23 protein-coding genes and 1 pseudogene are annotated in these 25,699 nt (G+C 54.2%); 12 read left to right on the top strand and 12 right to left on the bottom strand.

Annotated features, from left to right (window positions below; all coding sequences use genetic code 11):
• The first annotated feature begins 5 nt into the window (after nucleotides 1-5).
• The gene (locus SB765_RS01115) at nucleotides 6-449 is read left to right on the top strand and encodes a DUF421 domain-containing protein (RefSeq protein WP_027609198.1); all 444 of its coding nucleotides are present in this window, start codon (nucleotides 6-8) and stop codon (nucleotides 447-449) included.
• A 107-nt stretch (nucleotides 450-556) separates the two neighbouring features.
• Here the strand turns inward: SB765_RS01115 and ligD are convergent, their stop codons facing one another.
• Nucleotides 557-3,337, bottom strand: a complete 2,781-nt coding sequence (gene ligD / locus SB765_RS01110; RefSeq protein ID WP_256208020.1) for a DNA ligase D — start codon at nucleotides 3,335-3,337, stop codon at nucleotides 557-559.
• 251 nt (nucleotides 3,338-3,588) lie between these two features.
• Between ligD and SB765_RS01105 the strand changes: the two genes are divergently transcribed.
• From SB765_RS01105 to SB765_RS01095, 3 genes and pseudogenes are all read left to right on the top strand, one after another.
• On the top strand, nucleotides 3,589-3,807 hold the full coding sequence (locus SB765_RS01105) for a general stress protein (RefSeq protein ID WP_027609196.1): 219 nt from the start codon (nucleotides 3,589-3,591) through the stop codon (nucleotides 3,805-3,807).
• An 821-nt stretch (nucleotides 3,808-4,628) separates the two neighbouring features.
• The gene (locus SB765_RS01100; protein ID WP_027609194.1) at nucleotides 4,629-4,997 is read left to right on the top strand and encodes a response regulator; all 369 of its coding nucleotides are present in this window, start codon (nucleotides 4,629-4,631) and stop codon (nucleotides 4,995-4,997) included.
• A gap of 223 nt (nucleotides 4,998-5,220) precedes the next feature.
• Nucleotides 5,221-5,424, top strand: a pseudogene (locus SB765_RS01095) (low affinity iron permease family protein); the annotation flags it as partial.
• Here SB765_RS01095 and SB765_RS01090 read toward each other — a convergent pair.
• Together SB765_RS01090 and SB765_RS01085 are read right to left on the bottom strand one after the other, a co-directional pair.
• On the bottom strand, nucleotides 5,398-5,760 hold the full coding sequence (locus tag SB765_RS01090; protein WP_410930798.1) for a response regulator: 363 nt from the start codon (nucleotides 5,758-5,760) through the stop codon (nucleotides 5,398-5,400). The pseudogene SB765_RS01095 and the gene SB765_RS01090 overlap by 27 nt on opposite strands.
• 130 nt (nucleotides 5,761-5,890) lie before the next feature.
• Nucleotides 5,891-6,130 (bottom strand): DUF6555 family protein, encoded by a 240-nt coding sequence (locus SB765_RS01085; RefSeq protein WP_027609192.1) that lies wholly within the window; start codon nucleotides 6,128-6,130, stop codon nucleotides 5,891-5,893.
• A 252-nt stretch (nucleotides 6,131-6,382) separates the two neighbouring features.
• Here SB765_RS01085 and SB765_RS01080 point away from each other — a divergent pair, with 252 nt between their 5' ends.
• On the top strand, nucleotides 6,383-7,504 hold the full coding sequence (locus SB765_RS01080; RefSeq protein WP_027609191.1) for a sensor histidine kinase: 1,122 nt from the start codon (nucleotides 6,383-6,385) through the stop codon (nucleotides 7,502-7,504).
• A gap of 429 nt (nucleotides 7,505-7,933) precedes the next feature.
• Here the strand turns inward: SB765_RS01080 and SB765_RS01075 are convergent, their stop codons facing one another.
• Nucleotides 7,934-8,158, bottom strand: a complete 225-nt coding sequence (locus SB765_RS01075) for a DUF2188 domain-containing protein (RefSeq protein ID WP_027609189.1) — start codon at nucleotides 8,156-8,158, stop codon at nucleotides 7,934-7,936.
• 171 nt (nucleotides 8,159-8,329) lie between these two features.
• On the opposite strand from SB765_RS01075, the gene SB765_RS01070 reads away from it, so the two are divergent.
• The 4 genes from SB765_RS01070 to SB765_RS01055 all read left to right on the top strand — a co-directional run bounded on the left by SB765_RS01070 (nucleotide 8,330) and on the right by SB765_RS01055 (nucleotide 10,429).
• Nucleotides 8,330-8,509 carry a DUF3592 domain-containing protein gene (locus SB765_RS01070; protein ID WP_371105090.1) on the top strand — a complete coding sequence of 60 codons (180 nt, stop codon included), beginning with the start codon at nucleotides 8,330-8,332 and terminating at the stop codon, nucleotides 8,507-8,509.
• Nucleotides 8,510-8,741: 232 nt separating this feature from the next.
• Nucleotides 8,742-9,569 (top strand): integrase, encoded by an 828-nt coding sequence (locus tag SB765_RS01065; RefSeq protein ID WP_410930797.1) that lies wholly within the window; start codon nucleotides 8,742-8,744, stop codon nucleotides 9,567-9,569.
• Nucleotides 9,570-9,701: 132 nt separating this feature from the next.
• The gene (locus SB765_RS01060; protein ID WP_371105086.1) at nucleotides 9,702-9,848 is read left to right on the top strand and encodes a hypothetical protein; all 147 of its coding nucleotides are present in this window, start codon (nucleotides 9,702-9,704) and stop codon (nucleotides 9,846-9,848) included.
• A 314-nt stretch (nucleotides 9,849-10,162) separates the two neighbouring features.
• The gene (locus SB765_RS01055; RefSeq protein ID WP_081717255.1) at nucleotides 10,163-10,429 is read left to right on the top strand and encodes an antitoxin Xre/MbcA/ParS toxin-binding domain-containing protein; all 267 of its coding nucleotides are present in this window, start codon (nucleotides 10,163-10,165) and stop codon (nucleotides 10,427-10,429) included.
• Nucleotides 10,430-10,458: 29 nt separating this feature from the next.
• Here the strand turns inward: SB765_RS01055 and SB765_RS01050 are convergent.
• The 6 genes from SB765_RS01050 to SB765_RS01025 all read right to left on the bottom strand — a co-directional run bounded on the left by SB765_RS01050 (nucleotide 10,459) and on the right by SB765_RS01025 (nucleotide 18,377).
• Nucleotides 10,459-11,315 (bottom strand): IS5 family transposase gene (locus SB765_RS01050; RefSeq protein ID WP_088537540.1). Its coding sequence is split into 2 segments (ribosomal slippage): nucleotides 10,459-10,971 and nucleotides 10,974-11,315, totalling 855 coding nucleotides; the frame shifts between segments, so codons are not numbered across the junction.
• A 1,058-nt stretch (nucleotides 11,316-12,373) separates the two neighbouring features.
• Entirely contained in the window at nucleotides 12,374-13,381 is a 1,008-nt protein-coding gene (locus SB765_RS01045; protein ID WP_141099599.1) for a hypothetical protein, read from the bottom strand.
• Nucleotides 13,381-14,244 (bottom strand): TniB family NTP-binding protein, encoded by an 864-nt coding sequence (locus SB765_RS01040; protein ID WP_027609184.1) that lies wholly within the window; start codon nucleotides 14,242-14,244, stop codon nucleotides 13,381-13,383. Before SB765_RS01040 ends, SB765_RS01045 begins: the two co-directional genes overlap by 1 nt.
• A gap of 1 nt (nucleotide 14,245) precedes the next feature.
• Nucleotides 14,246-16,054, bottom strand: coding sequence for a Mu transposase C-terminal domain-containing protein (locus SB765_RS01035; protein ID WP_158541495.1), 1,809 nt, complete (start codon nucleotides 16,052-16,054; stop codon nucleotides 14,246-14,248).
• Between the two features lie 1,214 nt (nucleotides 16,055-17,268).
• On the bottom strand, nucleotides 17,269-17,745 hold the full coding sequence (locus tag SB765_RS01030; protein WP_410930796.1) for a DUF1348 family protein: 477 nt from the start codon (nucleotides 17,743-17,745) through the stop codon (nucleotides 17,269-17,271).
• Between the two features lie 53 nt (nucleotides 17,746-17,798).
• On the bottom strand, nucleotides 17,799-18,377 hold the full coding sequence (locus SB765_RS01025; protein ID WP_410931051.1) for a TetR/AcrR family transcriptional regulator: 579 nt from the start codon (nucleotides 18,375-18,377) through the stop codon (nucleotides 17,799-17,801).
• A gap of 322 nt (nucleotides 18,378-18,699) precedes the next feature.
• Here SB765_RS01025 and SB765_RS01020 point away from each other — a divergent pair, with 322 nt between their 5' ends.
• The 3 genes from SB765_RS01020 to SB765_RS01010 all read left to right on the top strand — a co-directional run bounded on the left by SB765_RS01020 (nucleotide 18,700) and on the right by SB765_RS01010 (nucleotide 22,288).
• Nucleotides 18,700-19,617 carry a bifunctional helix-turn-helix transcriptional regulator/GNAT family N-acetyltransferase gene (locus SB765_RS01020; RefSeq protein WP_341795578.1) on the top strand — a complete coding sequence of 306 codons (918 nt, stop codon included), beginning with the start codon at nucleotides 18,700-18,702 and terminating at the stop codon, nucleotides 19,615-19,617.
• Nucleotides 19,618-20,285: 668 nt separating this feature from the next.
• Nucleotides 20,286-21,872, top strand: a complete 1,587-nt coding sequence (locus SB765_RS01015; protein WP_341795579.1) for a phospholipase D family protein — start codon at nucleotides 20,286-20,288, stop codon at nucleotides 21,870-21,872.
• A 65-nt stretch (nucleotides 21,873-21,937) separates the two neighbouring features.
• Nucleotides 21,938-22,288 carry a DUF5329 domain-containing protein gene (locus SB765_RS01010; RefSeq protein WP_341798884.1) on the top strand — a complete coding sequence of 117 codons (351 nt, stop codon included), beginning with the start codon at nucleotides 21,938-21,940 and terminating at the stop codon, nucleotides 22,286-22,288.
• A gap of 223 nt (nucleotides 22,289-22,511) precedes the next feature.
• Here SB765_RS01010 and SB765_RS01005 read toward each other — a convergent pair whose 3' ends face one another.
• Both SB765_RS01005 and SB765_RS01000 read right to left on the bottom strand, forming a co-directional pair.
• Entirely contained in the window at nucleotides 22,512-22,940 is a 429-nt protein-coding gene (locus SB765_RS01005; protein ID WP_341795580.1) for an NUDIX domain-containing protein, read from the bottom strand.
• A 99-nt stretch (nucleotides 22,941-23,039) separates the two neighbouring features.
• Complete coding sequence (locus SB765_RS01000; protein WP_410930795.1) at nucleotides 23,040-25,682, bottom strand: ATP-binding protein; 2,643 nt, start codon at nucleotides 25,680-25,682, stop codon at nucleotides 23,040-23,042.
• Between the last annotated feature and the right edge of the window lie 17 nt (nucleotides 25,683-25,699).

Genomic DNA, 25,699 nt, shown 5'->3' with positions numbered 1-25,699 from the left:
GCGTCATGGATTCGATCCTGCGAGCTGCTGGGATGTATGTCGCCCTTATGCTGCTGTTCCGCGTAGCCGGGCGGCGTTCCCTGGCCGATCTGACCACCTTCGATTTCGTCTTGCTGCTGATCATCGGGGAAGCCACGCAGCAGGCTCTTCTGGGCGAGGATTTCTCGTTTACCAACGCCGTGCTGGTGATCGCCACCTTGATCGTGGTCGATGTGGGCTTGTCTCTTGCCAAGCTGAACTCCCGACCGCTGGCCCGCTTTCTCGATGGCCACTCAACCCTGGTGGTTGAGCACGGACAGTTCTTGCATCAGCGAATGCGCCGATCTCGTCTAACCGAGGATGACATTCTCGAATCAGCACGAGATAGCCAGGGAATAGAATCGGTGGAGCAAATCAAATTTGCGATTGTGGAGCGGAACGGAAAAATCTCGATAATTCCAAAGGAATGAGTGAAGCCAGCGATTGCAGCATTAGGGCTTGGTGAAGCTCGACGCCGCGAATCCAGGCATGACGAAATGTGCCAAGCGCCTTCCCCTTCTCTGCATCGCATCAGCGGCTACTTCATTCCGATCCGCGTTTTCATTTCCAGGGTGATCAATTGCTCAATGGTCGGCATAGCATCCCACGGGTCATCGCCACCCAGTTCATCCAGACGCTCCTGAACATTCTTGATGTTCCATTTGGCCGCCGATTGTAGCTCGACGAGCTCCTCCTTGAAAATCGGCACCGATACCGGCAGTCCCTCCCTCGCCCGCGCCGAGAAGACGTTGGCAGTGGTGGCCCCTTTGCCGTTGCGCAGGTAGTCGATGAAGATCTTACCGATACGATTCTTTGGGCCTAACACGGCAGAGAATCGATCCGGGATCAGCTTGGCGATGTACTTCACGATGGACTGACTGAAGTGCTTCACTTCTTCCCACGAAGCTTTAGGCGTGAGCGGTACCATGATGTGGATGCCCTTGCCCCCACTGGTTTTGAGAAACGACTGCAGCCCCAATTCATCGAGCACCACCAAGGTCAGCTGAGTGGCTTCGACCATGGCCTTCCAGGGCAGCGCGGGATCAGGATCGAGATCCAACACGAAGCGGTCTGGCTGCTCGATGTGCTCGGTCGTGCCATTCCAGGAATGCAGCTCGATGGTGCTCATCTGCACGGCACCGACCAGAGCCTCGACGCTGTTGATGACCATGCCCGCTTTGCCTGCTTCTGCTTTCGGCACCATCGTGATGTTCGGGATGGCGAGGCGGTCAGCGTTCTTCTGGAAAAACAGCTCACCGGAAATCCCCTCGGGCGCCCTGACCAGCGCGATGGGTCGATCTTTCAGGTGAGGCAGAAGCCAGGGTGAGACCTGCGCGTAATATTCGGCCAGGTCTCGTTTGGTAAGACCACTGCTGGGATCAATCACACGTTCAGGGTGGGTAATCCGTACCTTGGTCGTGGCGGCCTTGTCGTCCGATTTCGCTTTGGCTGACCTTCGCTCTTTCGGCGCAGGCGCCGGCTTCTCCTCCGTTATGTCCTGGACAGGCTTGTCCGTCCGGATACCTTGGAACACCGCGTGCCTGACTACACCGTCCGAGGTGATCTCCGCGAAGCTGACCTCAGCCAGCAGTGTCGGCTGCAGCCAGTGGATGCCTCTACCATCAACACCTTTCGGTGGATTCACTACCGGCACCTTTTTCTGCTCCAACGGCAGCAGTGTCTGCAGGATCGTGGCGAGTGTCGATTCCGTGAAGCCCGTCCCGACCTTGCCGGCGTACTTCAGATCGCCGCTATCCTGGTCGGTTAGCGCAAGGACAAGTGCGCCAAAACCGGTTCTCGCTCCTTTCGGGTCGGTGTAGCCGACGATGACGAACTCCTGGCGATGCTTGCACTTGAGCTTGATCCACGTGTCACTGCGCCGGGATACGTAAGGACTGCCCAATCGCTTGCCAATCAGTCCTTCCATGCGCATCTGGCAGGCACTGTTCATCAATGCGTCGACGTCTTCGGTGAAGTCTTCGGAGAACCTCAGCAGCGGGTCGGTCGAGTCAGAGAGAATCTGCTTTAGCAGTCCACGGCGGCTCTCAACCGGCACCTGTCGAAGATCGGCGCCGTTGAGATACGGCAGGTCGAACAGGTAGTAGACGATGCCGTGGCTCTTGCCGGCGTCGAATGCATTCTGTAGCAGCTGGAAGTCGGGCACGCCGTTTTCATCCGGGATGACAATCTCGCCATCCAGCCAAGCCGTTTCGAGCCCGAGCGAGGCGATTGCAGCCGCCTGCTTGGGCAACTTCGCAGTCCAATCATGACCATTGCGGGTAAACAGCCGGACGTCATCCCCATCGACGCGACACAGCATGCGATAGCCATCGAACTTGATTTCGTAGCGCCACTCCTCGCTTCGAGGGCTGGATTCGACCAGCGTCGCTAGCTGTGGAGAGAGCTTCTCTGGCAGCGCTGCAGCCACGGCGCCCTCTGTGCTCGGCCCGGTGGCGCTGGCGGGAGGGTTCGGCTTGGATGACCCCGCCTTGGCCCGACCGGGTTTCTTGGGGATGATGGTGCGGTCGCTGAGCACGCTGTTAGGCATCTCGACCACAACGTCGAAATCAGCGAGCGGCTTAGCGGCCTCGTCCTGATGCTTGATCAGAAACCATTGCTCCTGCTTACCCTCGATGTTCGTCCGGACAAGGTTCCACAGGCCCGAGAGCTTTTCACCCTGCAGCTCAAACTTCATACGACCTTTCTTGTAGGCCTCAGCCGGATCGCCCTGGTGAAGCCATATTCCACGATCCCAAACGATCACATCCCCGGCACCGTAGTGACCCTCCGGTATCGTGCCTTCAAATGAAGCGTAATCGAGAGGGTGATCTTCGACATGCACCGAGAGGCGCTTTACCTTGGGATCCAGGCATGGGCCTTTGGGTATCGCCCAGCTTTTGAGCGTGCCGTCGAGCTCCAGGCGGAAGTCGTAGTGCAGTCGTGTGGCATCGTGCTTTTGAACGCAAAACTGCAAGGCATGAGCAGCTGCGCGCTTCGAACGCCGAGCGGATTTCCCTGCTCCCGATGGTTCCGGTGAGGCGTTGAAATCACGCATCCGGTTGTATTTTTCCAAGCCTGGGATGGTCGCATCGCCCTCCTCCACGTCGTCCCTTCCGATAAGCGTCTGAACCAGCTCATCGAGGGAAACGCCTTGCTTGCTGGCTTCAGCCGTGAGGGTCTGGACAACCATGGTGTCACGCAGGGCCGACAGCGGCTCGCCAGCCTCCAGCGCTTCCGCTTCACTCAAGCCTTGGACTTGGGCAAGCGCGTCCGGGTGTTCCGTCGCGAAGATCATGAATGCCAGGGCCGTGTCGTCCATTCACCGAATCCTCTCTGAGACCATGTCCAAATTCGAGGAGGCAAAAAGAACTTCAGTTCAGCGTGAGAGCCGAATGGGCAAGGTCTCGAGCTGTTCTACTGGGATGCTAAGAGTTGGCTCGCCACAGTCCGTGAAGCAGCTTTCTTAACGCAACCCGTCGGGCAAAGCGAAATTCAGGTGTGCGAAACAGTGGCTTTTACCCCTCCGAATTGAACACAGACTTTCCTGTGTGACACATGAGGTGAAAGATCATGGCTAACAATCAAGGTGATCGCGGCAATCAAGGCGGCACCGCACAGAACAACCCAGGCAATTTTGCCAACGACCGCGAGAAAGCGTCCGAAGCCGGGCGCGAGGGCGGACAATCCTCGAGCGGCAACTTCGCCAATGACCGTGAGCGAGCCTCTGAGGCTGGCCCCAAAGGTGGACAGAACAGCCATGGCGGTGGCCGCAACAGCGAAAGCCGCTAAGCCTTGATGAGCTTTGCCAGGGTGAGCGTCACCCTGGCATCTTTGAAACAGACTGTAGGCCTACTGACGACCGCAGCATCAAAGCAAAATAGGCAGCAGCGGCCTTCCTCTTGCCCGAAGCCGTCTGCCGATGACGAGAAGAAGCGCTGACGCTGCCATCATGAACAGGCTCCCCACCATCGAGGCGCGAGGGGCATTACTAAAATCCATCAACGTGATAGTCAGCAGTACCAGCGTACCGACGAGCCCTGCACTGCCAAGCACCATAAGAAACCAACCAGATCTACGCATTGTATTCCCCTGCTCGAGGATGAAGAAACCATTCACAGGAAGTGCTAGGCCGTGCTTCAACGAAAGCACAGCCGGGCTGAATCACCATCCGAGGCGCTCGGCAAAAAACTGCCGGTATGCGGTACGGATCTGTGCGGGCACCTTGTTCAGGTAATCCCTGGCGTGAGTTCGTTATGAGGGGAGCCCACAGTACATCGACCGTAGCGGCGCCAAGGCATATTGCTGTCGCCAGTTCCCCCCCATCAGCGACCCTTGAAAATTCGATAGGGAGTGCTGGGCCGTCCGCTCGCCAGTCTCCCGCCAGACGAAGCTCCCCAGGTATCCAAATCAGTGATCCCCATCCCAAGCAACCGATCCTCACACTCGCTCCTTGGCAGCCTTGTGGCTACGAATGACCTAAAGCGAAGACAGCGGCGTCGGAACTTCGACTCAATCGAGATCTGTTAGCGGGTTGGTCACCATTGGTCAGGAGCAAGCAACGCTGTGCTCGGAGGATCCACTAACGAGTACAACAACAAGGATCGAGCTCTATGGCACAGAAGGTTTTGTTGGTTGAAGACGATGACATCCTGCGCTGCCTGATGGCCGACGCCGTGACACACTTCGGCTACCAGGTCGTCGAGTGCAGCAACGCCGACGACGCCCTTCGTAGGTTAAACGCCGAGCCGTTTGCTCTCGTCATTACGGACGTGAACATGCCAGGCACCACTGATGGGCTCGGGCTCGCCAAAACGCTCTGGTCAACCAACCGCGACCTTCCCGTCATCATCATTTCTGGGCGCACGGTTTTACTTCCAGGCTGCCTCCCTGTTAATGCCAGGTACATCACCAAGCCGTGCACCCTTGATGCGCTCGGAGACACCATCAGCGAACTGCTTGCCGCTGCAGACCCGCATTAACCGTGGCGCTCGAGGACTGACTATGTTCCGTGGGCCAGGCACGAGGCAGTCGAGTCGTACCCGCAGGACACAACACACCGGCTTCCACCCCCAACATGACTGACTCCAAAGCTCGAAGCCCAAACATGCGGCTGTTAGTCAGGCCGAGCAAATGTAAAAAAAGATTTCTGAACAGTTTGAGGGTCAATGGAACATGTGCAACGTGTTCAAAAGGAAAAGCATCATGAAATTCGCGCAGTTCTGCCAATGGCTTTCCAACCATGCTGGCAGGCCAACTACTTTCCTCATCGCCATCGTACTGATTGGAATGTGGGCAGCCTCGGGGCCATGGTTTCACTCCAACGATACCTGGCAGCTCATCATCAACACCTCCACAACGATCATCACCTTTCTGATGGTTTTACTGATCCAGAACACCCATGATCGAGTCCCCTGCCATTGCTTGGCCAATCGCGGATAGTAACTCCTCAACCGACCACGGCTTGAACAGGAATGTCACAGGAGGTGCACCGGTGGGCTGCAACTGATACCCAGAAGTGAGAATGGCGGGAATATGAGGCCATTTTTCAGCGACCATCTGCAAAAATTCCAAGCCCTTGAGGGCTCCAGGAACGCCGTGATCGGCAATCACCAATGAACAAGCGCCGTGATTTTCAAGAAGACCAATCAGCGCATCCTCGGCGTTGCCAAAACTCGCTACACAAGCGCCCAGCTCAGTGAGAATCTGGACCAGCACCATATTGAGGGTTTCGTCGTCTTCCACGATCAGCACATGGTGCCCGCTTAACGATAGTCCGTCAGCTTCTAACCTCATTTGAACCACCGCCATGAGAAGACTGAGCGTGCCGCGATCAGCGGAGCGGTTCGCTCAAGGCCGTTGGCCGTTTCGACAATCATGCCGAGACGCTGCTTGAAAGTCTCCAACGAACGTCAGAAAGACCGTAACGCTCCGCCATGAGACGGCCCACCTTGCGAATGTTTTGCTGTGCGAACCTTGGGATCACTCCAATCCCGGCGTCACAGCTCGCCCAATGCCAGGCCTCCGCATTGGACATATTTTCCAAGCGGATGACAAATTGCTTGGACGCTCCGCGAAGCTGATAGTCAATGACGTAAAGTTTCAGTGAAGACATATGATTCAGGCTCCTGTCGATAAGATATGGAGCCGACGTAACTGCATTAAATTCAAAAAGTTTCACGACTAAAGCTTGTACAAAAACAAGAATATGTACAACATTTTTGGCGACAGACGTGGCCCACTCCTACGGTCAAAAGAGTAGGCTTGAGGTTCCGTTCTGGCCGTTGTCGCACGGGGCGGAGTGCTGGCTTACCGGCTATAGTTCACGGCTGACCTGGGGTGGCAGTAGCCAAAGAAGAGGTAGACGATGCGACTCCCCGACTTCATCGAAGCGAATCTTGAACTGATCCTCCAAGCGTGGGAGCGCTTTGCCAGAGACATTGATGTCCCTAGACAGGATCTGGCGGCCAGTGCGCTAAGAAACCATGCAGAACAGCTACTCAAGGCTGCCGCCCTGGACATGCGAACTCCGCAAACACAACGACAGCAAATAAGAAAATCCCAAGGCCTGGCGCCGCAGATTGACCAAGAAACTGCAGCACAAACGCACGCCATTCTCAGGCTTATAGACGGGTTCTCCATGGATCAAATGGTGTCGGAATTTCGCGCCTTGAGATCCAGCGTGTTACGACTGTGGCTGGCAGAGGAAGCGTTCAGCTCACCTTCGCAAATCGAGGACATGGTGCGTTTTAACGAGGCCATTGACCAGGCGCTGGTGGAGTCAATCAGCGCCTACGGTCAAGCTGTCGAAACGACCCGAAAAATGGTTTTAGGCGTGCTGGGACATGATTTGCGAGCCCCCCTGACAGCGATACTGATGGGCGCTGACTTACTGAGAAAAAGCCAAACGCTCTCGGATCGAGAAAAAGACATTGCTGCTCAGGTTGGGGTCAGCGCCCGCCGAGCCAATCGTATGGTCAACGATTTGGTCGACCTCGCACGATGCAACCTTGGCACCGGTATTCCGGTTGTCAAAAGTCCCACCGAGCTGAATTTGATCTGCCGCACGACAATCAAGGAACTGAGTTCTGGGGAGCCAAACGCGACGATTATATTCAATGATACCGATCCGGTCGTGGGTGGTTTTGATCCAGAGCGAATGGCTCAGGTATTTACCAACCTGATTGGTAATGCAGTCAGGCATGGTGACCTGCAGCAGCCAATCCAGGTCGCCCTCAAAGGCAGCCACAACACAATGACCTTCGAAGTCAGAAACGCCGGAGAGCCCATCTCTCCAGCCGCTATGCCATCCTTGTTTGATCCTGGTCGTCGATACTCTGGTTATACCGAGACGGGTAGCAAAGCTTCCCAAGGCCTGGGGTTAGGCCTTTTCATCGCAGCTGAAATCGTCGCCAGTCATGGAGGGAAAATCGACGTGTCATCCTCTGAAGAGAGCGGCACCTGCTTCAGCGTGACGATCCCGCTGTAGAGCGGTGCTCAAGGAGGGCTGCTGCTTCACGCATAAAAATCTCGAGAGTTTTAGGGCCAACCCCTTCGAAGCTCAAAAGCCAGGCCTGGAAGGCAGAGGTGTCCAACTCGTTCTTTTTCAGCGAGATCAACTGAACATCGAGTTCGCTAGCGGCCCGAACACTCAAAGCATGAAGCCGCTTCGCCGTGGACTCGTCGTATCGCGCGTAACCTGCCTGGCCTAGGAGTCTTACGAGATCCCGATGGGAACAGCGGGCCAACTTCTCCGGCGTATCCAGGCCATGCCGATCAACCAAGTTCCGGTACTCCTCCACGGCGAAGGAGGAACGAATCCTCTTCCCGATCAGGAAGCTCGCGAGCAGCCACTTGTACAGCCCATGCCCGGTCGAATCGCTGACACTGATACCCAGGCCTGCAGCGGTAACTGGTATCACCCCTTCGAACGCCTCGGGTCAGCCGAACGTGGGTAGGTACGCTCTTCTTCGATAGTGCCGTCAGCTTTATGAATTTTCACCGAAGCTGTTTTGCCATCAAAGAAGTCAGACAGCGAACCAACCAACCCCTGCTTCGTAGCGGCGCGCTTGGCGGCTCGTTCCGCACCGGTTTTCTTCAGCTCCCAGCCATCAGCGGTTAGGCTCAGGTGGTAGTTGTCCATTGCCTTTCTCCTCATGCGTAAATGACTTGACCGTCGTCCTGAATGTCTTCGTCGGCGTCCGCTGCGTCCGTTGCATCGGCGCCTCTCACGCCCAACGCTCCCAAGGTAATGTCGGCGCTGTGAACGCGCGGCGATCATCCACAAATCGAATTTAGGGACGTCACGGGCAGAATGATCAGGAACTCCGAAAATGGGTTGATCTTCGGCTACGCCATAGGCGACCGGGTTAACGCGTTGTATCGCCCTGAAGCACCCGCTACGACCGCGATCATCAATGACCGAGGCCCGCTGTGGGGCGCGAGCCTTTGCCGGCCCTTGCCTCTGATAGCGGACTTTGTGGGAGCGAGTTAACCCGCCAACACCGGCAAAGCCGGTGACATCCACCGCGTCGTCTGCTTAGCGGGAAAACCCGCTCCCCACAGAGTGCCCGTCGCACTTGGTAAAGCCGTTAGCGCTCAGCGGTCGCAAAGGGGCGATTGCTGCTCTTCACGATCATGGATATCGTCATGCCTACCTCTTCGCTATATTAGGTCTGATAAGCCACAGGTTATCCGAACCTATTGCAGCGTTGAGCGAGACGAAATTGACAGAGCCGGTGCAGCTGCCCTCCGCCAAGCCGTTGGTGCTGGCGGAGTTGGACGACAGCACCCGCGCCGCGGCCGAGGCGTTCATTACGACCGGCACCGCAGCCAATACCGCGCGCAGTTACCAGAGCGCCCTCACCTCTTGGTCCGCGTGGCTGCGGTTGCGTTATCGTCGATCGCTCGGCGACGGCGCGCTGCCACCCGAGGTTGCCGTGCAGTTTATTGTCGACCACCTGGCCAGGCCCGATAACAGTGGCGGCTGGACACATCTGCTGCCGCCGGCCGTCGACGCCGCGCTGGTGGCGGCTAATATCAAGGGCAACCAAGGGCCACTGTCGTTTAGCACAGTTAGCCATCGCTTGGCAGTTTTGGCTAAATGGCATCGACTGCGACGCTGGGATAACCCAAGTGAGGTTCCTGCGGTGAAGACGCCTCTTCGCGAGGCACGTAAGGCCCAGGCGCGCCAAGGCGTATCCGTGCGGAAGAAAACCGCGGTGGTGTTGGAGCCGCTGCAGGCGATGCTCGCCACCTGCACTGACGGCGTCCGTGGCACGCGCGATCGCGCCCTGCTGTTGCTGGCCTGGGGCGGCGGTGGCCGGCGCCGCTCGGAAATCGTGGCTTTGCAGATCGGAGACCTGCGACGTCTGGACGCCGACACCTGGCTGTATGCAAAACCGGCAGCAGCGGCGTGCGGCGGGAAAGCCGCTGGAAGGACCGGCGGCCCAGGCGTCGAACGCCTGGCTCGCTGTAGCACCGACCTGCGAGGGCCCGCTGTTTCGCCGCTGGTACAAAGGGGGCCGCGTCGCGGCTGCTGGGCTGTCCGTTGACCAGGTCGCGCGTATCGTCAAACGTCGCGCGGCACTGGCCGGCCTCGACGGCGACTGGGCGGCGCACAGCCTTCGCTTGGGCTTCGTCACAGAGGCCGGACGCCAGGGCGTGCCGCTTGGCGAGGTATGGCGATGACCGAGCACCGCAGTGTCAGCACGGTGATGGGCTACTTTCAGGCCGGTTCGCTGCTGGGAAGTCGCGCGAGCCAATTGTTTTCGATTGAGCCGCCAGTCGATCCCGCACCGGCCGCCACCCTGCCTGCGGAGGATCAACCCTAGCCAGAACAGGCCGGACCTGCGGCGGCGCCCGTGGATCGCGCTCGCGCTGGGGAGCCTCACCTGCACTGGTCGTGATCTTGAGCATCATAAGGCAAAGACACCGGGCACCACACAACCTAAACACCAGCTATGAGGCACTGAGCCGATACCCTGATGACCGACTGGCTTAGCCGACACCCATCGCAACTCGATAAAATCAGGGGTTCTTCACATAGCGGTCCGCTGCCCGTGGCTACAGGATCGGTGGCGTGCCCCCCCTCCTAATGTCATAGTGTTAATAGAGTCTCTCGACTGCCAATTTCGGACCCCTGCCAATGAACAGTTTCACGATCCACGGACTTAGCGAACAGCCCTCAACGAGCTGTTGGACCTCTGCACATGGAGCGTTTTTAACAAGGCACGGAGAAATTTTTCGAAAAGCTATCGAAGTGCTCGGAAAAGTAGAACTGGCGCAGCGCTGGATGATCAATCCTGCAATAGGTCTTGGCAACCACACCCCATGCACCCTGCTTTGGCATCAAGAAAGGTATGAGCAGGTATGGGCCTTCCTCTACCGTCTTGAGTACGACGTTTATACGTGAGCATCTAATGCTGCTGAACGGGCTAAGGGTTAGGCTCTGTACGAAAAGAGATGTCTCAAACACCGCATGGAGCAAGCCAGTGAGACCATGGCGGCGTAGCTTTTCGCGAGTTTGTCGAAGCGCGTTACGATCCGGCGGTTCTCTTTCAGCCAGCCAAACATGCGCTCGATGATGTTGCATTGTCGGTACTTGGGCCGATCAAAGAGTCTGGGTAATCCTGGTTTAGGCTTGCGCTTCATCGAGCGCAGAGGGATGACGGGCTGCATTCGATACTGGTCGCAATAGCGGCGTAGCGCTTCGGCGTCATAGCCCTTGTCGGCAAGCAGCCATTTACAGCGTTTGCGCGGGCGGCCACGTTGGCTTGATGGAATGCTGACTTCGTCCAACAGAGGCTGGGCGTAGCTAATGTCACTGGCTTGACCGCTAGAGAGAAGAAAGCGCAACGGTGTCCCGTTGGCGTCGCAGAGCATGTGGATTTTGGTTGTCAGGCCGCCGCGACTGCGACCTAGAGCGTGATCGGCAGGCTCGTCAGGCCCCCTTTTTTCCCGGCGCCAGATGAGGCTCGGGTTGCACGTACTGCAGTTGAGTCGATCATCCAGGTTTGCAGATCGATCAAGCCTTGCTCATTCAGCCTCAGGTGCAAGCGTTTGAGCATCTGATCGAATGTCCCCTGATTTCGCCAGCCCCGAAATCGTTGATACACCGTTGACCACGGGCCAAATCGATCCGGCATATCTCGCCAAGCAGCACCCGAGCAGAGCACCCAGAGCACGCCATCGAGCATCAGGCGGTCGCTCAGACGCGGTCGCCCCCGGCCATGGGTTTCGATGAAGAGATCGGAGACCACATCCCAGGCCTCGTCCGAGAGTTCGTACCGCTTTGCCATCACAGAATTCCTTTCCGTAGATGGCGGAGAACCCTACAGAATTTCAGCCCCCGAGGGGCTTCGATTCAGTTTCTTGGGATTTCGTACAGAGCCTAGCCCAGGTCCGCGTGCGCATCTGCCTGGTAATGATATTCCTGCAGCGAAAAGCGACCTGCCGGACCTAACAGCAAGTTGGTGGCACATATTTCCAAGAATGCAATCGCCTCGGCTTGAGCGTACTGCGTGTAAAAGTCGCGGCTAACACGAGGCAGCCTGCCTCGATTCTGAAGGCAGAGCTTTACCATCTGAGCCAATAGGTAACCCCGAACGTCGTATCGGGCGTCCACCCTTCTGAGCACTGTGGCATAGCAGGAGCGGAAAACGAACCTCGTCGAATCGGAACTCAGGGGGGCTATTTGATCGCTCATCGGCCACCTACTGTACAAGCGTTGAAGCTAGCGAACATTGTCAAGATCACGAAAACACCTTGAATGCGTCACGCGAGTTAAACGTGACTGAAGAAAAATTGTAGAAAAACTTCAGAACTGAAGATTTTCTTTGCCTACTGAAGAAAATCATCCAAGCTTGGGTAATTCTAGCAAAAAAACAGGGCCTTGGCCTTACCAATCTGGCACTCTGCAAGCCCAGTCTGACAGTGCGGTAGGCTACCTAGCACTTGCCCCATTCCATATAAGAAATCAAGATCGCTATTGAAATCCCACTCTGCCTCATCCTAATCTGACTTCGGGCAGCGGAAGGCCCACCCATCTCAATACATGGTGCTGACTAAGAAAACCTTGGAACACTTCTCACGTAGTTTTCAAGAAATAACCCGGAGAATGGACCTAAGCAGAGGCTTGTGAGCACAGCCCCAAAGCATATTGGTTGGTGCCACGCTCACACATGTGGAACGCCTCGCCCTGCGCACCAATTAGTTTTCTATAAATAATCCATGAAAAAGCGTCATGAGTGAACAAAGATATTCACTGGGCAACATTTGCCAAACCAAGTCAAAACTAGCAGCGCACGATACACATACTTTACGGCACGGCTATAGCCCAGCATAAGCGTGAAAAGTCCTACTGCATTCTAAGCTTAAAAAAATAAGTACGAAGCGCACGATTAAGAATATCGCACTGGAGCCCCTCACGCCCAAAGAGAAGCGATTCAAGTAACTTGACGTCCAATTGACTTGCACACCCAAATCGCATAGAGTTCACTATATCCAAATTATAGCTCCTCCAAGTCTCAAATCTCTCATCCTTGGCTGCGACAAATTCTAGATCTCGGCCACCTACAATTCCCATTAAGTATCCAGCAAGCAAAAGACTCGCAAATCTTGCCTTCATACTCGCAAATTCTGCACCGTATTTGATGCCAGCAAGATAATTAGGCATCGCAAGGCGGACCAAAGGGCCAGGCTCGCCAAATAATTCATACGCCATGCCCTGATTGCCGTTATACACAGGCGCAAGCAGCATAACACTATATAAGTTGTCGAATATATTAAGGGTGACTTTTCTTTGCTTCAACTTCCATCTTGCCAATCTGTTCACAACACTGACGCGGAAGCGCTGAAAGTTTTGGCTCTGCCAGGCTGGATCAATCAATCTGTCCTGCAGACATTGAATAAAGGCGTCCCATCCACGACTCAGTTGAGGTTGGGCCTGTAACCTTTGCAGATCCGCCCCGTGGGTCGAACAAACGATCGAATCTCTATAGCACCAATGCTTACGCCAGCCTGGGGCTTGCCCCCTAGCAATGTCTGCACGCAAGCACTGGGCACAGAACCACCAGCGTCGAGCCCAGTCCACAACACGCCCGTGGGGGTTGAAAAATAATGCAGCGGCATAATTAACATCAATTGATAAATTCTCCATGGCCGTTTTTAAAAAATCTGTGTTTGGATCAAAGTCCCAGTCACTACTCTCGACCAGCGGGCCGCCCCAGGAAACTGGTGGCGGGATCATAAATGACTGACCAGCCAAATACTGATTATTGTATCGAGACCTAAGCGTAGATCTATACAGCCAAGAAGATATCGTTTCATCATGCAGTATATGGGGCATACCTGCAACGGTACTCATCAAAAACCCCAAGGACTGGCAGATGCTTTTGCAAGATGCTCGAGACTAATAGCTTCGGTTCCATCTCTGAGCGCGTAGCATCCTGCAGACCTGATCAAATTCATCACGTTATCCATTCGCCCTGAAGTGGCAGCCAAAATGGCAAAAACTTTGTCTTGGTCGTACAGTCGTGATGACCTTTTAAGAGGAAGCAATTCCTCGACTCCCAGTAAAAACGTCCTGAAGCTTTCATCTTCTTTCCAGTCCTCTAATTCGATTACCGAAAAACGACGCTGCGTTTCGGTTATGGCGGATATAAAGCTGTTAGCTTTAGGAGTACCAAACGCGAATAGGCTAATTCCATATGACTCCCCAAGAAAAGCCTTCAGCATTGAGCTATTAATCCTCTGTTCCACCTTTCCGCACAATAGCATGTCGTGAATCTCATCAATCACTAAGCCCCATATTTTCCTAAGCTTTAAGATCTCTGACAGCTCTCTAGTAACTAAGTCGGCTACAGAGGACTTGCGGTGAATTGGCGGACAGGGAAGCTCCAGTTTTTGGTAAATCTCAGTCCTAAACTCTTTTCTTTTCATTAAGTCTGGATCAGAGGCCATGCTTATCGTTAGAAGTCCTTCGCTCCGAGTTACTCGATTTGGAATCTCTTTGACTATTGCACTCTTTCCAGTTCCCCCTAGGCCCGTCACCAAAAGCGCGGGCGCTGTGATTCTCTTAGGAACATTCGCCATATTGTTCATAACTTTGAATACGCTTTCACTTGGCGCTATATCCACCCAAATATCACCGAGCATCAGTTTAATTCTACTTTCAACATCCAAGTCGAGCAACGCCTCCCGGTCAGGGCGCACATGATCATAACCCATCTTACACACCCCCCTTGAAAGGCTTTGGCGGCAAAGAATAATCGGGAGCAACTTTCTTCTCTTTTTTGACAACCACCGCAGACGAGAACTCTTTCTGATACTCAACTTTCGCAGCTAGTTGTTTTTTGGCGGCGCGCGTCTTCTTTATGCTTGTACTTTCTATCCTGCCTGCTTCACTGTGTGCTTCTGCTGCTTGAGCATCACCAAAAGATCCTGGCTCCAGTGAGTGACTAGAGAGAACTTTCGCTCTATGCTCTTCCAGAGTAATATCAGGCAACGTCATGTCGGCAAAAGGAATCGCAATGAATTGCCCATCTAACTGGACCCAGATTTGCTTAAGTGAAAAAGGGTCGTATTTCATCAGAACCTTTTTCTCTCCAATGAAGGGGTCGAGCACAGGATCCCAATAAAAACGAGTCTTGAATTCAATGCCACCGGGCCGAATGTTTCTATATTCTTGAGGCATGAAGTTCAAGCGAAACTGGTGCGCATCTGTTATTTGCGGAGGAAAAGGCACTACACCATGCGGACCATAGTAATCCTGCCATGCTTGCAAAGGTGTCTTTTTAATTTCGCTGTGCACGGTTGAATGATATTCCATTACCTCTAACGCAAACCACCTAGCAAACTCCGTGAACGTTTGGGTGGGTTTCCTATCTCTAGCCAGTCTTTTCCTAATAACTGTATTTGACATTGTGCTGCCGCTCAACAAATGAACCTTATTCATCATCGTACCTATCAGCCTTTCGACATGACCACCAAAGTGCTTCTTCCCAAGCGGACGGTGGTCGTAGCCGATATGCGCACGATCTAAAGAAGAGAGATACTTATGACTCCTGTACTCTTTCGCATTATCCATATAGACCATGGACGGGGGGCCATACATCGGATACTTGAAGCCTGATAAGTTCAATCTACGTAAAAAGTCTTCCTTTGGCATCACCGCATGAGCTAAGGCACAAGCAACCGACAAAGTGCTAGGTGGATGAAGGCTAAGATAGTAGCCTAGTATCACCCTCGTATAGACATCAATAAACAGAGTCAGCCAAGGGCGACCAATAATGTCACTACGGTCGTCCGTGAGGACCTCGTAGTCAACGAGCGTGTGGTCAGTCTGCACCCACTCTAAGGGTTTGGTAGCCTTGTACTTTCCTGGTCGAGAGTCATGCATCTGTGCAGCCACCTCCCGCCCATATTTCAAACGGGTGACTTCTTTGCGAGTAAAACTACTTTTCATACGATTTCGAATCGTTCGGCGTACAGGACATTTTAGGTTAAGTGACATGCAAGCTTTTTGGACAGCACGCCACACCTCTGCAAATGTAACTCCTGCACGTTCACGAAATGTCTCGAGCACCGCCTCTATTTCTTTTTCGAGAGCAGGATCTAAATGTCGTGAGTTTTTCTTATTACCTCTTCGCTGAACCAACTGCGTGCAATACCCCATACTTTCATCATGCTTGGCACGCAACTTATAAACATGCGATCGAGTAACACCTATTTCCTCTGCTGCTTGAGCCACAGAAATTTCCTTACGGTGCAATCTCGACAATACCTCGTAGCGCCTCAATGCCAGCTGAATTTCCTGGTCATTTGATTCAGATTCCAATCTAGTCAAATAAAGAAGTTCGGGGCCGCCAGTAGATCTCTTGGGCACCGTGATAAACTCTATCTCATTCAGTCCAACAGTGATCTTTTGTCGAGTAGAAAGCAGAAGTACCTCAACTGAATCTGCATCAACCGGCCCCACAATTAATGCAGCTTTTCCGCGAGCTACAACATGCATCCCTTCTTCAATCTCGATATGCATGACCTTAGATTTTCCGTGTGAAAAAATCTCCATATAGCAAAGAAAAAAGCACCGCAAAACCACCATTGGCAAACCAGCCAAAAATCAAAGGAATTATCTCTCATAAGCTGATGATTTTCTTAAGAAATATGATTGCATGCCAATTTTTATTATTTTCTAAAACCGTGTAACGGATACACGAAAAATGACAAAAAAATGTTGTTCAGATGCTTTTTATAACCTTACGATATATGACGTTACAATGCGCATCTTCTGCAGCTCAAAAAGGATAAATCCCTAAGATTTTGCTAATTATTTATCCTTTATGGGTTTCACTTCTGCTAACGACCTGATTTTCTTGAATATACGTTTTTATCATTTATGGATAACAGTCACATCCATTAACCCCCGGTCGGTTTTGCACAAACCTCCGCTCGATGCAAAATCAGTCCATTGCATCACCATCTTCACATCCTCTCTTAGATTGCCCTGTCACGAATCTCCGTTTCACCACCTGACGCTCTGAAAACTGGCCAGCACCAGGTACGTTTGCTAAACGTAGATGCACAACTCAGAGATTTTAGCGCGCGGGTCCAATGACGCGGCCGTTCATCCCATTCCCGATCTTTCCTCCCTACAGTCACTGGCGCCCAAAAAGCGCAACCAGTTTCCCTGGCAACCTCCAAGTCTCGGCACGCCTGAGCGAAGTCAACACTGAGTGCCAGCCGTTCATTAGTACCTGGTACGTCGACCGGTTCATCAACTGGATTGCCCACAACCGGAGCCCGTGGAATCCCCACCGGCAATACAACACCTGCGTCCAAGGTATGGAAAAGATGCTCAATCTGCGTAAAACAGTTCATGGATTTCTACCTTAAGGACGTTGATGCCTCTCGGGAAAAAGTCGCACTGAAAACGCCGAAATCGCTAGTATTTAACCGCCCAGAAGCTCTACGCACCATCTCCGATGAGGTGCTTGAGTGATTGCCCAAGCGGCTGATGACATCCGGCGTCTGACTGCGGTCATGCTGTCAAAGTCTTCGCGTGAAAAGCCTGAGCCCTGATTTCAGTGCAAGCGCCCTCACCTACTTTTTGCTGAGTTCTCTCCTTGTAGGCTTTGGCTTGCGCAAGGGAGACGGCACTTGCGATGGGTTTCGGCATGATTACCACGGCGGCACCTTGGGGAAAGCAAAAAACCTGATCCTTCAGCTGTGAAGGATCAGGCTCTGCATGGCTTAGAGACCCAATTCAGTTAAACTTGGGTGATCATCTGGCCGGCGACCCAGTGGCCAGTGGAACTTACGCTCGCTTTCCTTGATAGGCATATCGTTGATGCAGGCAAAACGGCGGTGCATCAGGCCATCTGCTTCGAACTCCCAGTTTTCATTGCCATAGGAGCGGAACCAGTTGCCCGAATCGTCGTGCCACTCGTAAGCGTACCGTACGGCGATGCGGTTTTCAGTAAACGCCCAGAGCTCTTTGATCAGACGGTAGTCCAGCTCCTTCTTCCACTTGCGAGTTAGGAAACCCTCGGCTTCTTGGCGATTGGTCGCAAACTCGGCGCGGTTACGCCATTGGGTGTCCAGCGTGTAGGCGAGCGAGATTTTTTCGGGTTCGCGAGTATTCCAAGCATCCTCAGCGAGTCGGACTTTTTCAATCGCCGATTCGCGAGTGAAAGGAGGAAGTGGCGGACGAGCTTGTTCGTTGGGCATGAGGGTGCCTCCAATCATTTAGATCGTTCAGTGGAATTAGCGTTTCTGGAACGTTAAGCGCTTGTGCGCGGTACTTCTTTGAGCAAAATGTTGGCGATTTCTTTAGCACTATCCAGGGCGGTGAAATCACCCATTACCCGGGCCACGGTTATAGTGCCCTCTATAAGCACGAACAACTGCCTAGCCAAAATAATCGGATCTTTGACGCCTAAATCGCTAGTAAGCTCTAGCGTGTACTCAAGTAGCTTTTGTTTATGCAGCCTTGCGATCTGCCGAATAGGGTCGTCCGCATCGCCCACTTCTCCGGCGGTGTTAATAAAGGCACAGCCGCGAAAACCGTCCGACTCAAACCAGGTCTTTAAAACATCAAAAATGCTGAGAATGCGTTCTTGTGGAGTTTGCGCTTTTTCGCATTCACCTTTAAACCACTGCATCCAGCGTACATCGCGTGCATTCAATGCCGCTGCTGCTACATCGTCTTTATTCGCAAAATATCGATAAATACTTTTACGTGCTACGCCCGAGGTCTTTACCAGGAGATCCATGCCAGTGGCGTGAATCCCATTTTCGTAAATAAGCTTCTCGGCTGTAGCAAGAATTTTTTCGCGTGTGTCGGTCATTGGCTGATCCATGTAGCCAGAGTAGAACGATCGTTCTCCCTGGTCAAGCATCTCTTGGGATTTTTTTGATTGTACGCGTGAGATGAGTTTTCAATCGATCTCTCGCTCGAATTTGCGCCCAGCAGCCCGGATGGCACCGGCTATGCCGGTGTTCGCGGATGAACCCGCTCCCACAAGGTAGCTCTCAGGCGCAGCGGCGGCTACGGGTCGAAACCTGCCGGTTGCGAGAGGCGGCTATCGCTCCATCGCTGCCCATGCATCCGCACATGAGAGGATTGACATAGTTGCCCAAGGCAATAATATAGATGCCAAAAGCAACTATATGAGCATTTTCATGACTACAACCCTCCTGGAGCGCGCTGACATCGTCCGCCGTTTCAACCGCTTCTACACACGGCAGATTGGCGCGCTGCAAGAGCACCTGCTTCAAGCCGAATTCTCCTTGACCGAGGCACGCATCCTCTTTGAATTAGGCGCTAGTGCTGGCCTGAAGAGTTCAGATCTCTGCCATTTGCTCGGCCTGGACGCCGGCTACCTCAGCCGATTAATCGGTGGCTTCGAGAAAAAAGGGCTGATCAGCAGATCTCGGTCGGCAATCGACGCCCGAGCCTCTCAAATCCAGCTCACCGAGCCAGGTCGTCAGGTGCTGGCCTCGCTGGAGCAAGCCGCTCGTGAAGAAGTCATGTTGATGTTGCAAGGCTTATCTGAGCCCCAGCAAGAGCAATTGATCCAAGCCATGAGAAAGATCCAGACTCAATTGGGCGACGGTGATCGTTCCTACATCCTGCGCGATCCACAAGCGGGCGACATGGGTATTGTTGTTCAGCAACAAGCGCAACTCTATGCCCGCGAATACGGTTGGAATATGGAGTTCGAAGCGCTGGTGGCGGAAATCGTCGCCAACTACCTTCGTGAATTCGACCCGTCCTGCGAGCGATGCTGGATCGCGGAAAAAGAAGGCACAGTCATCGGTTCGGTCTTTGTCGTCAAACATGACCAGACGACCGCCAAGCTGCGGATGCTCTACGTTGACGCGAGCGTCAGGGGCATGGGAATCGGCAATCGGTTGCTGGAAGAGAGTATTCGGTTTGCGCGGCTCGCGGGCTACAAGCACATGATCCTCTGGACAACCAGTGTGCTTGTCGATGCCCGAAAGCTCTATCAGAAAGCAGGTTTCCAATTGGTCGAAGAAGAACAGGTACACAGCTTCGGAAAAGACCTCGTCAGCCAGACTTGGGCTCGGGAACTGTAAGTGTCGGGAGCACTGGCCGCGAGGGATCAAATTCTGCCAGTGCTGAACGGCTGCAATGGGTCGAAAGCTGTCAGTGATGGAGGCCGTTCGACCTAGAGCTGATGCGCCAACCTGGTTGCAGTCATCCCTCCTGAATACGCCGCAAGGCTAAGCGCAAAAGCTTAGGCATGGCCACCGGCCGCACTGCCTACCGTGGTATGGAGAGGTGAGACGCTTCAACAGGTTCCCACGAGGAGAATGGGCCTTAGGAAGGCTGTCGTGAACCGCCCCCTAGGGTCGGCCTGGGGTCCGCCCTACCGGGCTTCCATGCTCACGCCTCTGGCCCATTGGGCCGGCGCGCTCCGCTTACCCTTTTTGAACTCAAGATTCAAGGAAGTGAACCGTCGCAAATCTCTGTCGCAGATCACGCGCATAGGACTGCCCTGCGTATCGCGTATATGAATCAGTAAGAGAGTAGTGTTGATAAGCATTGTAAATAATTTCTTGATTTCTAAGGCATTGCTTAATACTCCCTGAGCGATACGGCACCCTCAGAGTTGATCTACGCTTTGAAGAAACCGGCTGATCGAAGAAACATTGCGCACGATCGTTGCAGCTATGCGCTGGTGGTAAGGGATGGCCCATCTTCGGCTCCGACACCCTCATCGCCATCCGCTGGGGTACGCTCCGTGAGATCCAAACAGCCCTTGTTTGTCGCTCTGTTTCTCACGCTGTTCATCGGTGGCTGTACGACACACAATGCACCCCATGAACCCAGTCAGGCCTTGCCCGCCAACAATTCGGCGTTCGGTCGTTCGATTCAGGCGCAGGTAGCGCCCCACCATGGACGATCGGGCTTTCGGCTGTTCCCGGAGAGTGCCGAGGCTTTTGCCGCCCGCGCCGAGCTGATTCGCAGCGCTCAAAGCAGCATTGACCTGCAGTACTACATCGTCCATGACGGTATCAGTACCCGGATACTGCTGAGCGAGCTACTCCTCGCTGCCGACCGTAAAGTGCGTGTGAGGATTTTGCTCGATGACACCACCAGCGATGACCTGGAGGAAACCATCGCGACTCTGGCGACGCATCCGTATATACAGATCCGAGTGTTCAATCCTCTCCATTTGGGCCGCAGTACCGTGGTGACACGCACGATGGGTCGACTCTTCAACCTGTCGCTTCAACACCGGCGTATGCACAACAAGCTGTGGGTGGTAGACAACTGTGTGGCCATCGTCGGAGGTCGCAATCTGGGCGACGAGTATTTCGATGCCGAGCCCAACAGAAATTTTACTGACATTGACATGCTCAGTGTCGGCCCGGTCGCAGAACAGTTGGGACATAGTTTTGACGAGTACTGGAACAGTGCCCTCAGCAAGCCCATCGAGCAGTTTATATCGTTCAAGCCGACGAGCAGAGACCTGAAAGATCTTCGGACTCGGCTGGATGCCTCCTTGGAGGAAACGCGCACTCAGAATCATGCGCTCTATCAACACTTGATGAGCTATACCACTCAGCCTCGCCTGAATAACTGGCGCCGGGAATTGATTTGGGCCTGGAACAAAGCGATGTGGGATGCACCTAGCAAAGTATTGGCGAGTGGTGAACCCGCTGCGCACTTGCTGTTGGCTACTCAGTTGGCACCCGAACTCAACGGGGTAAGTAAGGAGCTAATTTTGGTGTCGGCCTACATGGTGCCGGGCTATCCCGCGGTGGTGTACCTGACCCGTCGAGCCGACGCCGGCGTGTCAATCAGCTTGCTTACAAACTCTCTGGAGGCCACCGACGTACCGGCTTCGCACGGTGCTTACGCGCCCTATCGCAAGACCTTACTCGAGCATGGCGTGCAGTTGTTCGAGTTACGTCGCCAAGCAGGTGATCGTAGCGACAGCGATACTAGGCCGCGTTTCTCTCGCAAAGGCTCTTCCAGCGGGCCCTCCAGCAGCTCCGACTCCAGCCTGCATACCAAGGCGATGGTTTTCGACAAGCAAAAAGCGTTTGTCGGTTCGTTCAATTTCGATTCGCGCTCTTTGCTGTGGAACACCGAAGTCGGCGTCTTGGTTGATGATCCGGAGCTCGCCGGACGGGTGCGCGAACTGGCTCTGGAAGGCATGGCATCTGCTCTGAGTTACCAGGCCCGGCTGGAAGATAATCATCTGGTCTGGGTCACCGAAGACAATGGCCAACAACGCACGTTGACCACAGAACCGGGGGGCTGGTGGCGGCGCTTCAATTCGTGGCTCAGCAGCACGATAGGACTTGAAAAGATGCTATAGCGTGGGAAGGACAAATCATGCGGATGTGGACGAGAGGCCCCAGGCGGGTTATCAGTCAACTGATAATGGCGGTGAGTGTTTGCGTTATCGCAATCATCGTTGACACACGGGTAGTAGCCCTGCCTCAAACCGCTAATGAAATAAGGGGATTGCTAGAGTTTGTAGAGCAGAGTGACTGCACATTTATTCGTAACGGAGCGGAATACTCAGGCGCCCGAGCTCGAGCGCACCTAGAGCGGAAGCTAGATTACCTCAAAAGCAAGAACAGGGTGAAAAGCGCGGAAGACTTCATCGACCTTGCTGCGACTAAAAGCAGCTTGAGTGGCCGTGCCTACGAGGTGCGATGCTCAGATGGTAGGAAACCGGCAGCCATCTGGTTGCACAGAGAGCTTCAAAGGCAACGGCAATTTCACTGAATCTCTTATTGAGCCAAGAGAAGGCTGGGACGTCAGGAGCCAAGCGTCCGTAGATAGCAAAAAACGGCAATGCTTGAAAAGACACCGGCATTAGGCACGAACATGATCAAGCACATCTATCAAAAAAAGCCCGCGCGTTCACGCGGGCCGCTCATGGAGCAACACCCGCCCTGATAAGTTTTCATGGCATTTAACGATCCGACCGGCTCGATGACCTTGCCGTTCAGTTTGTGTTGGATGCCAATTCTGCGGGCTCATAACGATGGACAAGCGCTGATAGATCTCGTGACAGCAAAGCAGCAGCTGTGGGCTTGAGCATGGTTGAGCTCAAGTCCTCCCAGCCAATCCACTTACATGCGACAATGCCTCTCCCCAGCGCCACGCTACAGCCATCAGCGAAGTCAGTGGTGAAGATATGGTGGAGTACGTTGCCTATCTCAATGATGCCCACGAGATGTAGGCCTGAGCAGTGCAACGATAGGGCCTTCCAAAGCTCTCTAGCGGCAGCCACGGTTGGAGCCTCTCCTCTCTCAAGCAGACCGTTTGGAAACTTCCATTTGGCACCCTTCCTGCGAACAAGAAGAACCTGGTCATTTCGAGTACAGATGATCGTTACTTTTGCCCCTGCTGGACGATGCTTGATGACGCTCATGAGGGATAGCACCTAAAGAACGCGCGACATCCTGAACGCTGGGACGAACTTCCTTAGGCTGATGACTGCCGGGGAGGAAGCTGAGTTCCGGCACCCTGCTCAAGTCTGGGGCTGGTGCAGCATTACGGTCACCTTGTTCAGGAGTACCTGAATGTCGAACGGTTTTGTGATCACTGCCGTGCTAGGTGTCAGGAATCCACCTTTCAAAACCGATGCCTCTGCAAAACCGGTCACGAATAGAACCCGAAGGTCTGGAAAAGCCTCACGAGCGGCATCTGCCACCTGGCGTCCATTCAGCGCACCTGGAAGCCCGACATCGGTGACGAGCAGATCATAAGGTGGGCACGAGCGAAGCGTATGCATGGCGCTAGATCCATCTTCAGCCTCATCAACTTCATATCCGGCCTCCATCAAGGCTTCCACGATGGACATGCGCACGATAGGTTCGTCATCGACTACTAGAATTCTCCCGACCCCTTGGCCGCTAAGCGCACTCTGCCTGGCCTCGCCCTCGAGTAATTCCAGTTGCCCTTCGAATTTGGGCAGCAAGAGGCGAACCGTCGTGCCCACACCTTCTTGGGAATGCACATCAATCTGGCCACCGGACTGCAGTACAAAACCGTGCACCATAGATAGCCCCAGTCCGGTGCCCTGGCCAAGTGGCTTGGTGGTGAAGAACGGGTCAAATATCCGCTTGATGTTCTCCGCAGAGATGCCCCTTCCCGAGTCAGTGACAGAAATCGCAATGTACTCGCCTGCAGGCAGGTCGGCACGAGCTGCCATCAGGTCGTCAAGTTCGATTGTCTGCGTAGTGATGGAGATCCCACCGCGCCCCTCGGGCATGGCATCACGCGAGTTGATCGCCAGGTTGAGCAGCGAACTCTCCAACTGGGCAGGGTCAATCCGGGACAACCCTAGACCCGGCTCCAGATGCGTGATGACAGTAATTGCAGGCCCCACCGAGCGATTGATCAGGTCGACCAGACCATCGATAAGTACGTTGACGTCCGTAGGCCGGGGATCGAGCGTCTGCCGCCGTGAGAATGCGAGCAGACGCTGAGTCAGCGATGCTGCTCGCTTGGCGCTGACTTGAATCCCTTCCAACAGGCGCGCCGTAGCTTCGCCTTTCCCCTGTTTCAATCGCCGTGATAGTAAATCGGCGCTTCCCAGAATCGCCGCCAGGATGTTGTTGAAGTCGTGGGCAATTCCGCCCGTTAACTGCCCAAGCGCTTCCATTTTTTGAGCTTGGCGAAGGGCTTCGTTGGCCTGTGAAAGCTCGTCTGTGCGTTGAGCGACCCGCTCTTCAAGTGTGGCTTTCGCCTGCTGTACCTGCCGATAAAGCTGGGCGTTATCGATGGCCACTGCTGCCTGGGCGGCCAGGGCGACTACCAGCCGTTCGTGCCGCTCAGTGAATTTTCCCGGTTCAGGATGACCGAAAAACAACCCTCCCAGGACATCGCCTGTTCTCGATACCACCGAGATCGCCAAGTAACTGCGTACGGGCAGATGCCCCTTAGGCATTCCATGATGGGGCTCGAACTGGCCATAGCGAGGGTCGGCCAGGATGTCCAAGGATCGAACGACACCTTCATTCCGGAAAGTAGGTGCAAACACCGGAGTGGCGCGAGGATGACCCAACTTTTCAAAGGCCGAGCGATCAGCACCTGACAAGGTATAAAGCTTCAGATGCGCGCCGGCATCGTCGACCTCATTGGCAAAGTACGAGCCAAAAGCTGCTCCTGTGAGCGACGTTGCTGCATCCGTGAGGTTTTGCACGATCCGTTCAAGGTTCAGGTCACTGGCGAACGCCGCGTTGATGTCTCGAAGGATCTCAAGCGTGCGGCTTTCCTCTTTAAGCGCCCGCTCGGTTTCCACTCGTTTCGTGACATCGAAGCCTTCGCAGAAAATACCGGTCACTACACCGGCATCGTCTAATACAGGCTCATACACGAAATCGAGGTAGCGGATCTCGGCCCCATCTGATTGCCAGAGCAGCGAAATAGGCGTGCCGGTAGCGACAAACCGCTTGCCCGACTTGAACACCTCATCCAGCCAGGAAAAATAACCCTGCCCTTCCAGATCGGGGAATACATCACGTACAGAGCGGTTGAGATAGCCTCGATCACCAAAGCTCCGCCTGAAGGCCTCGTTGACGAATTCAAAGATGTGGTCAGGGCCTCGGAAGATGGTGATGAACCCCGGTGCCTGGTCAAACATACGGCGATCTCGACCCAGCATAATGTGCGACGGTACGGGTTCAAGGGCTGACGACTGTACTTCTTGCCCTTGCACCAGGACACCAACGATGTGCCCCTCAGGGGCTCTCAAAGGACTCAAGCTGAACGCCCACGGCTTTTCTCGATCCAGGCGAACCGGAAACTCCGAATCGGAAAGTAATAACAGGCTTGCCTTCTCCATTACCGCTTCGAGCTGCAGACCGACCCGCCCCCACACCGCCGTCCAGACCTCGTGCGCGGGCCTGCCCAGCCCTAGGGGATGACGGTGCCCCATGGCCGGGATCCAGTTGTCGTTGTAGAGCAGTGTTCTGTCGGCACCCCAAAGAAGTGCAGTGGGCAGATCCGAGCTGAGCAAGAAACTCACGGCGTGCCGCAGTTGCACTGGCCAGCACCCTGGATTACCTAGGGTGGTACTGGCCCAATCTACTCGACGCATCTGGGTGCCAATCTGGCCGTCGTTCGTCACGAACGATTCGATTGCTGAGCGCTGATCACCGTAATCCATAGGACAAATCACCACGG

Origin of the sequence: Pseudomonas sp. SIMBA_067 (genome assembly GCF_046534675.1) — a bacterium.
Taxonomy (GTDB): domain Bacteria; phylum Pseudomonadota; class Gammaproteobacteria; order Pseudomonadales; family Pseudomonadaceae; genus Aquipseudomonas; species Aquipseudomonas putida.
This window is presented reverse-complemented; position numbering and strand designations above follow the sequence as displayed.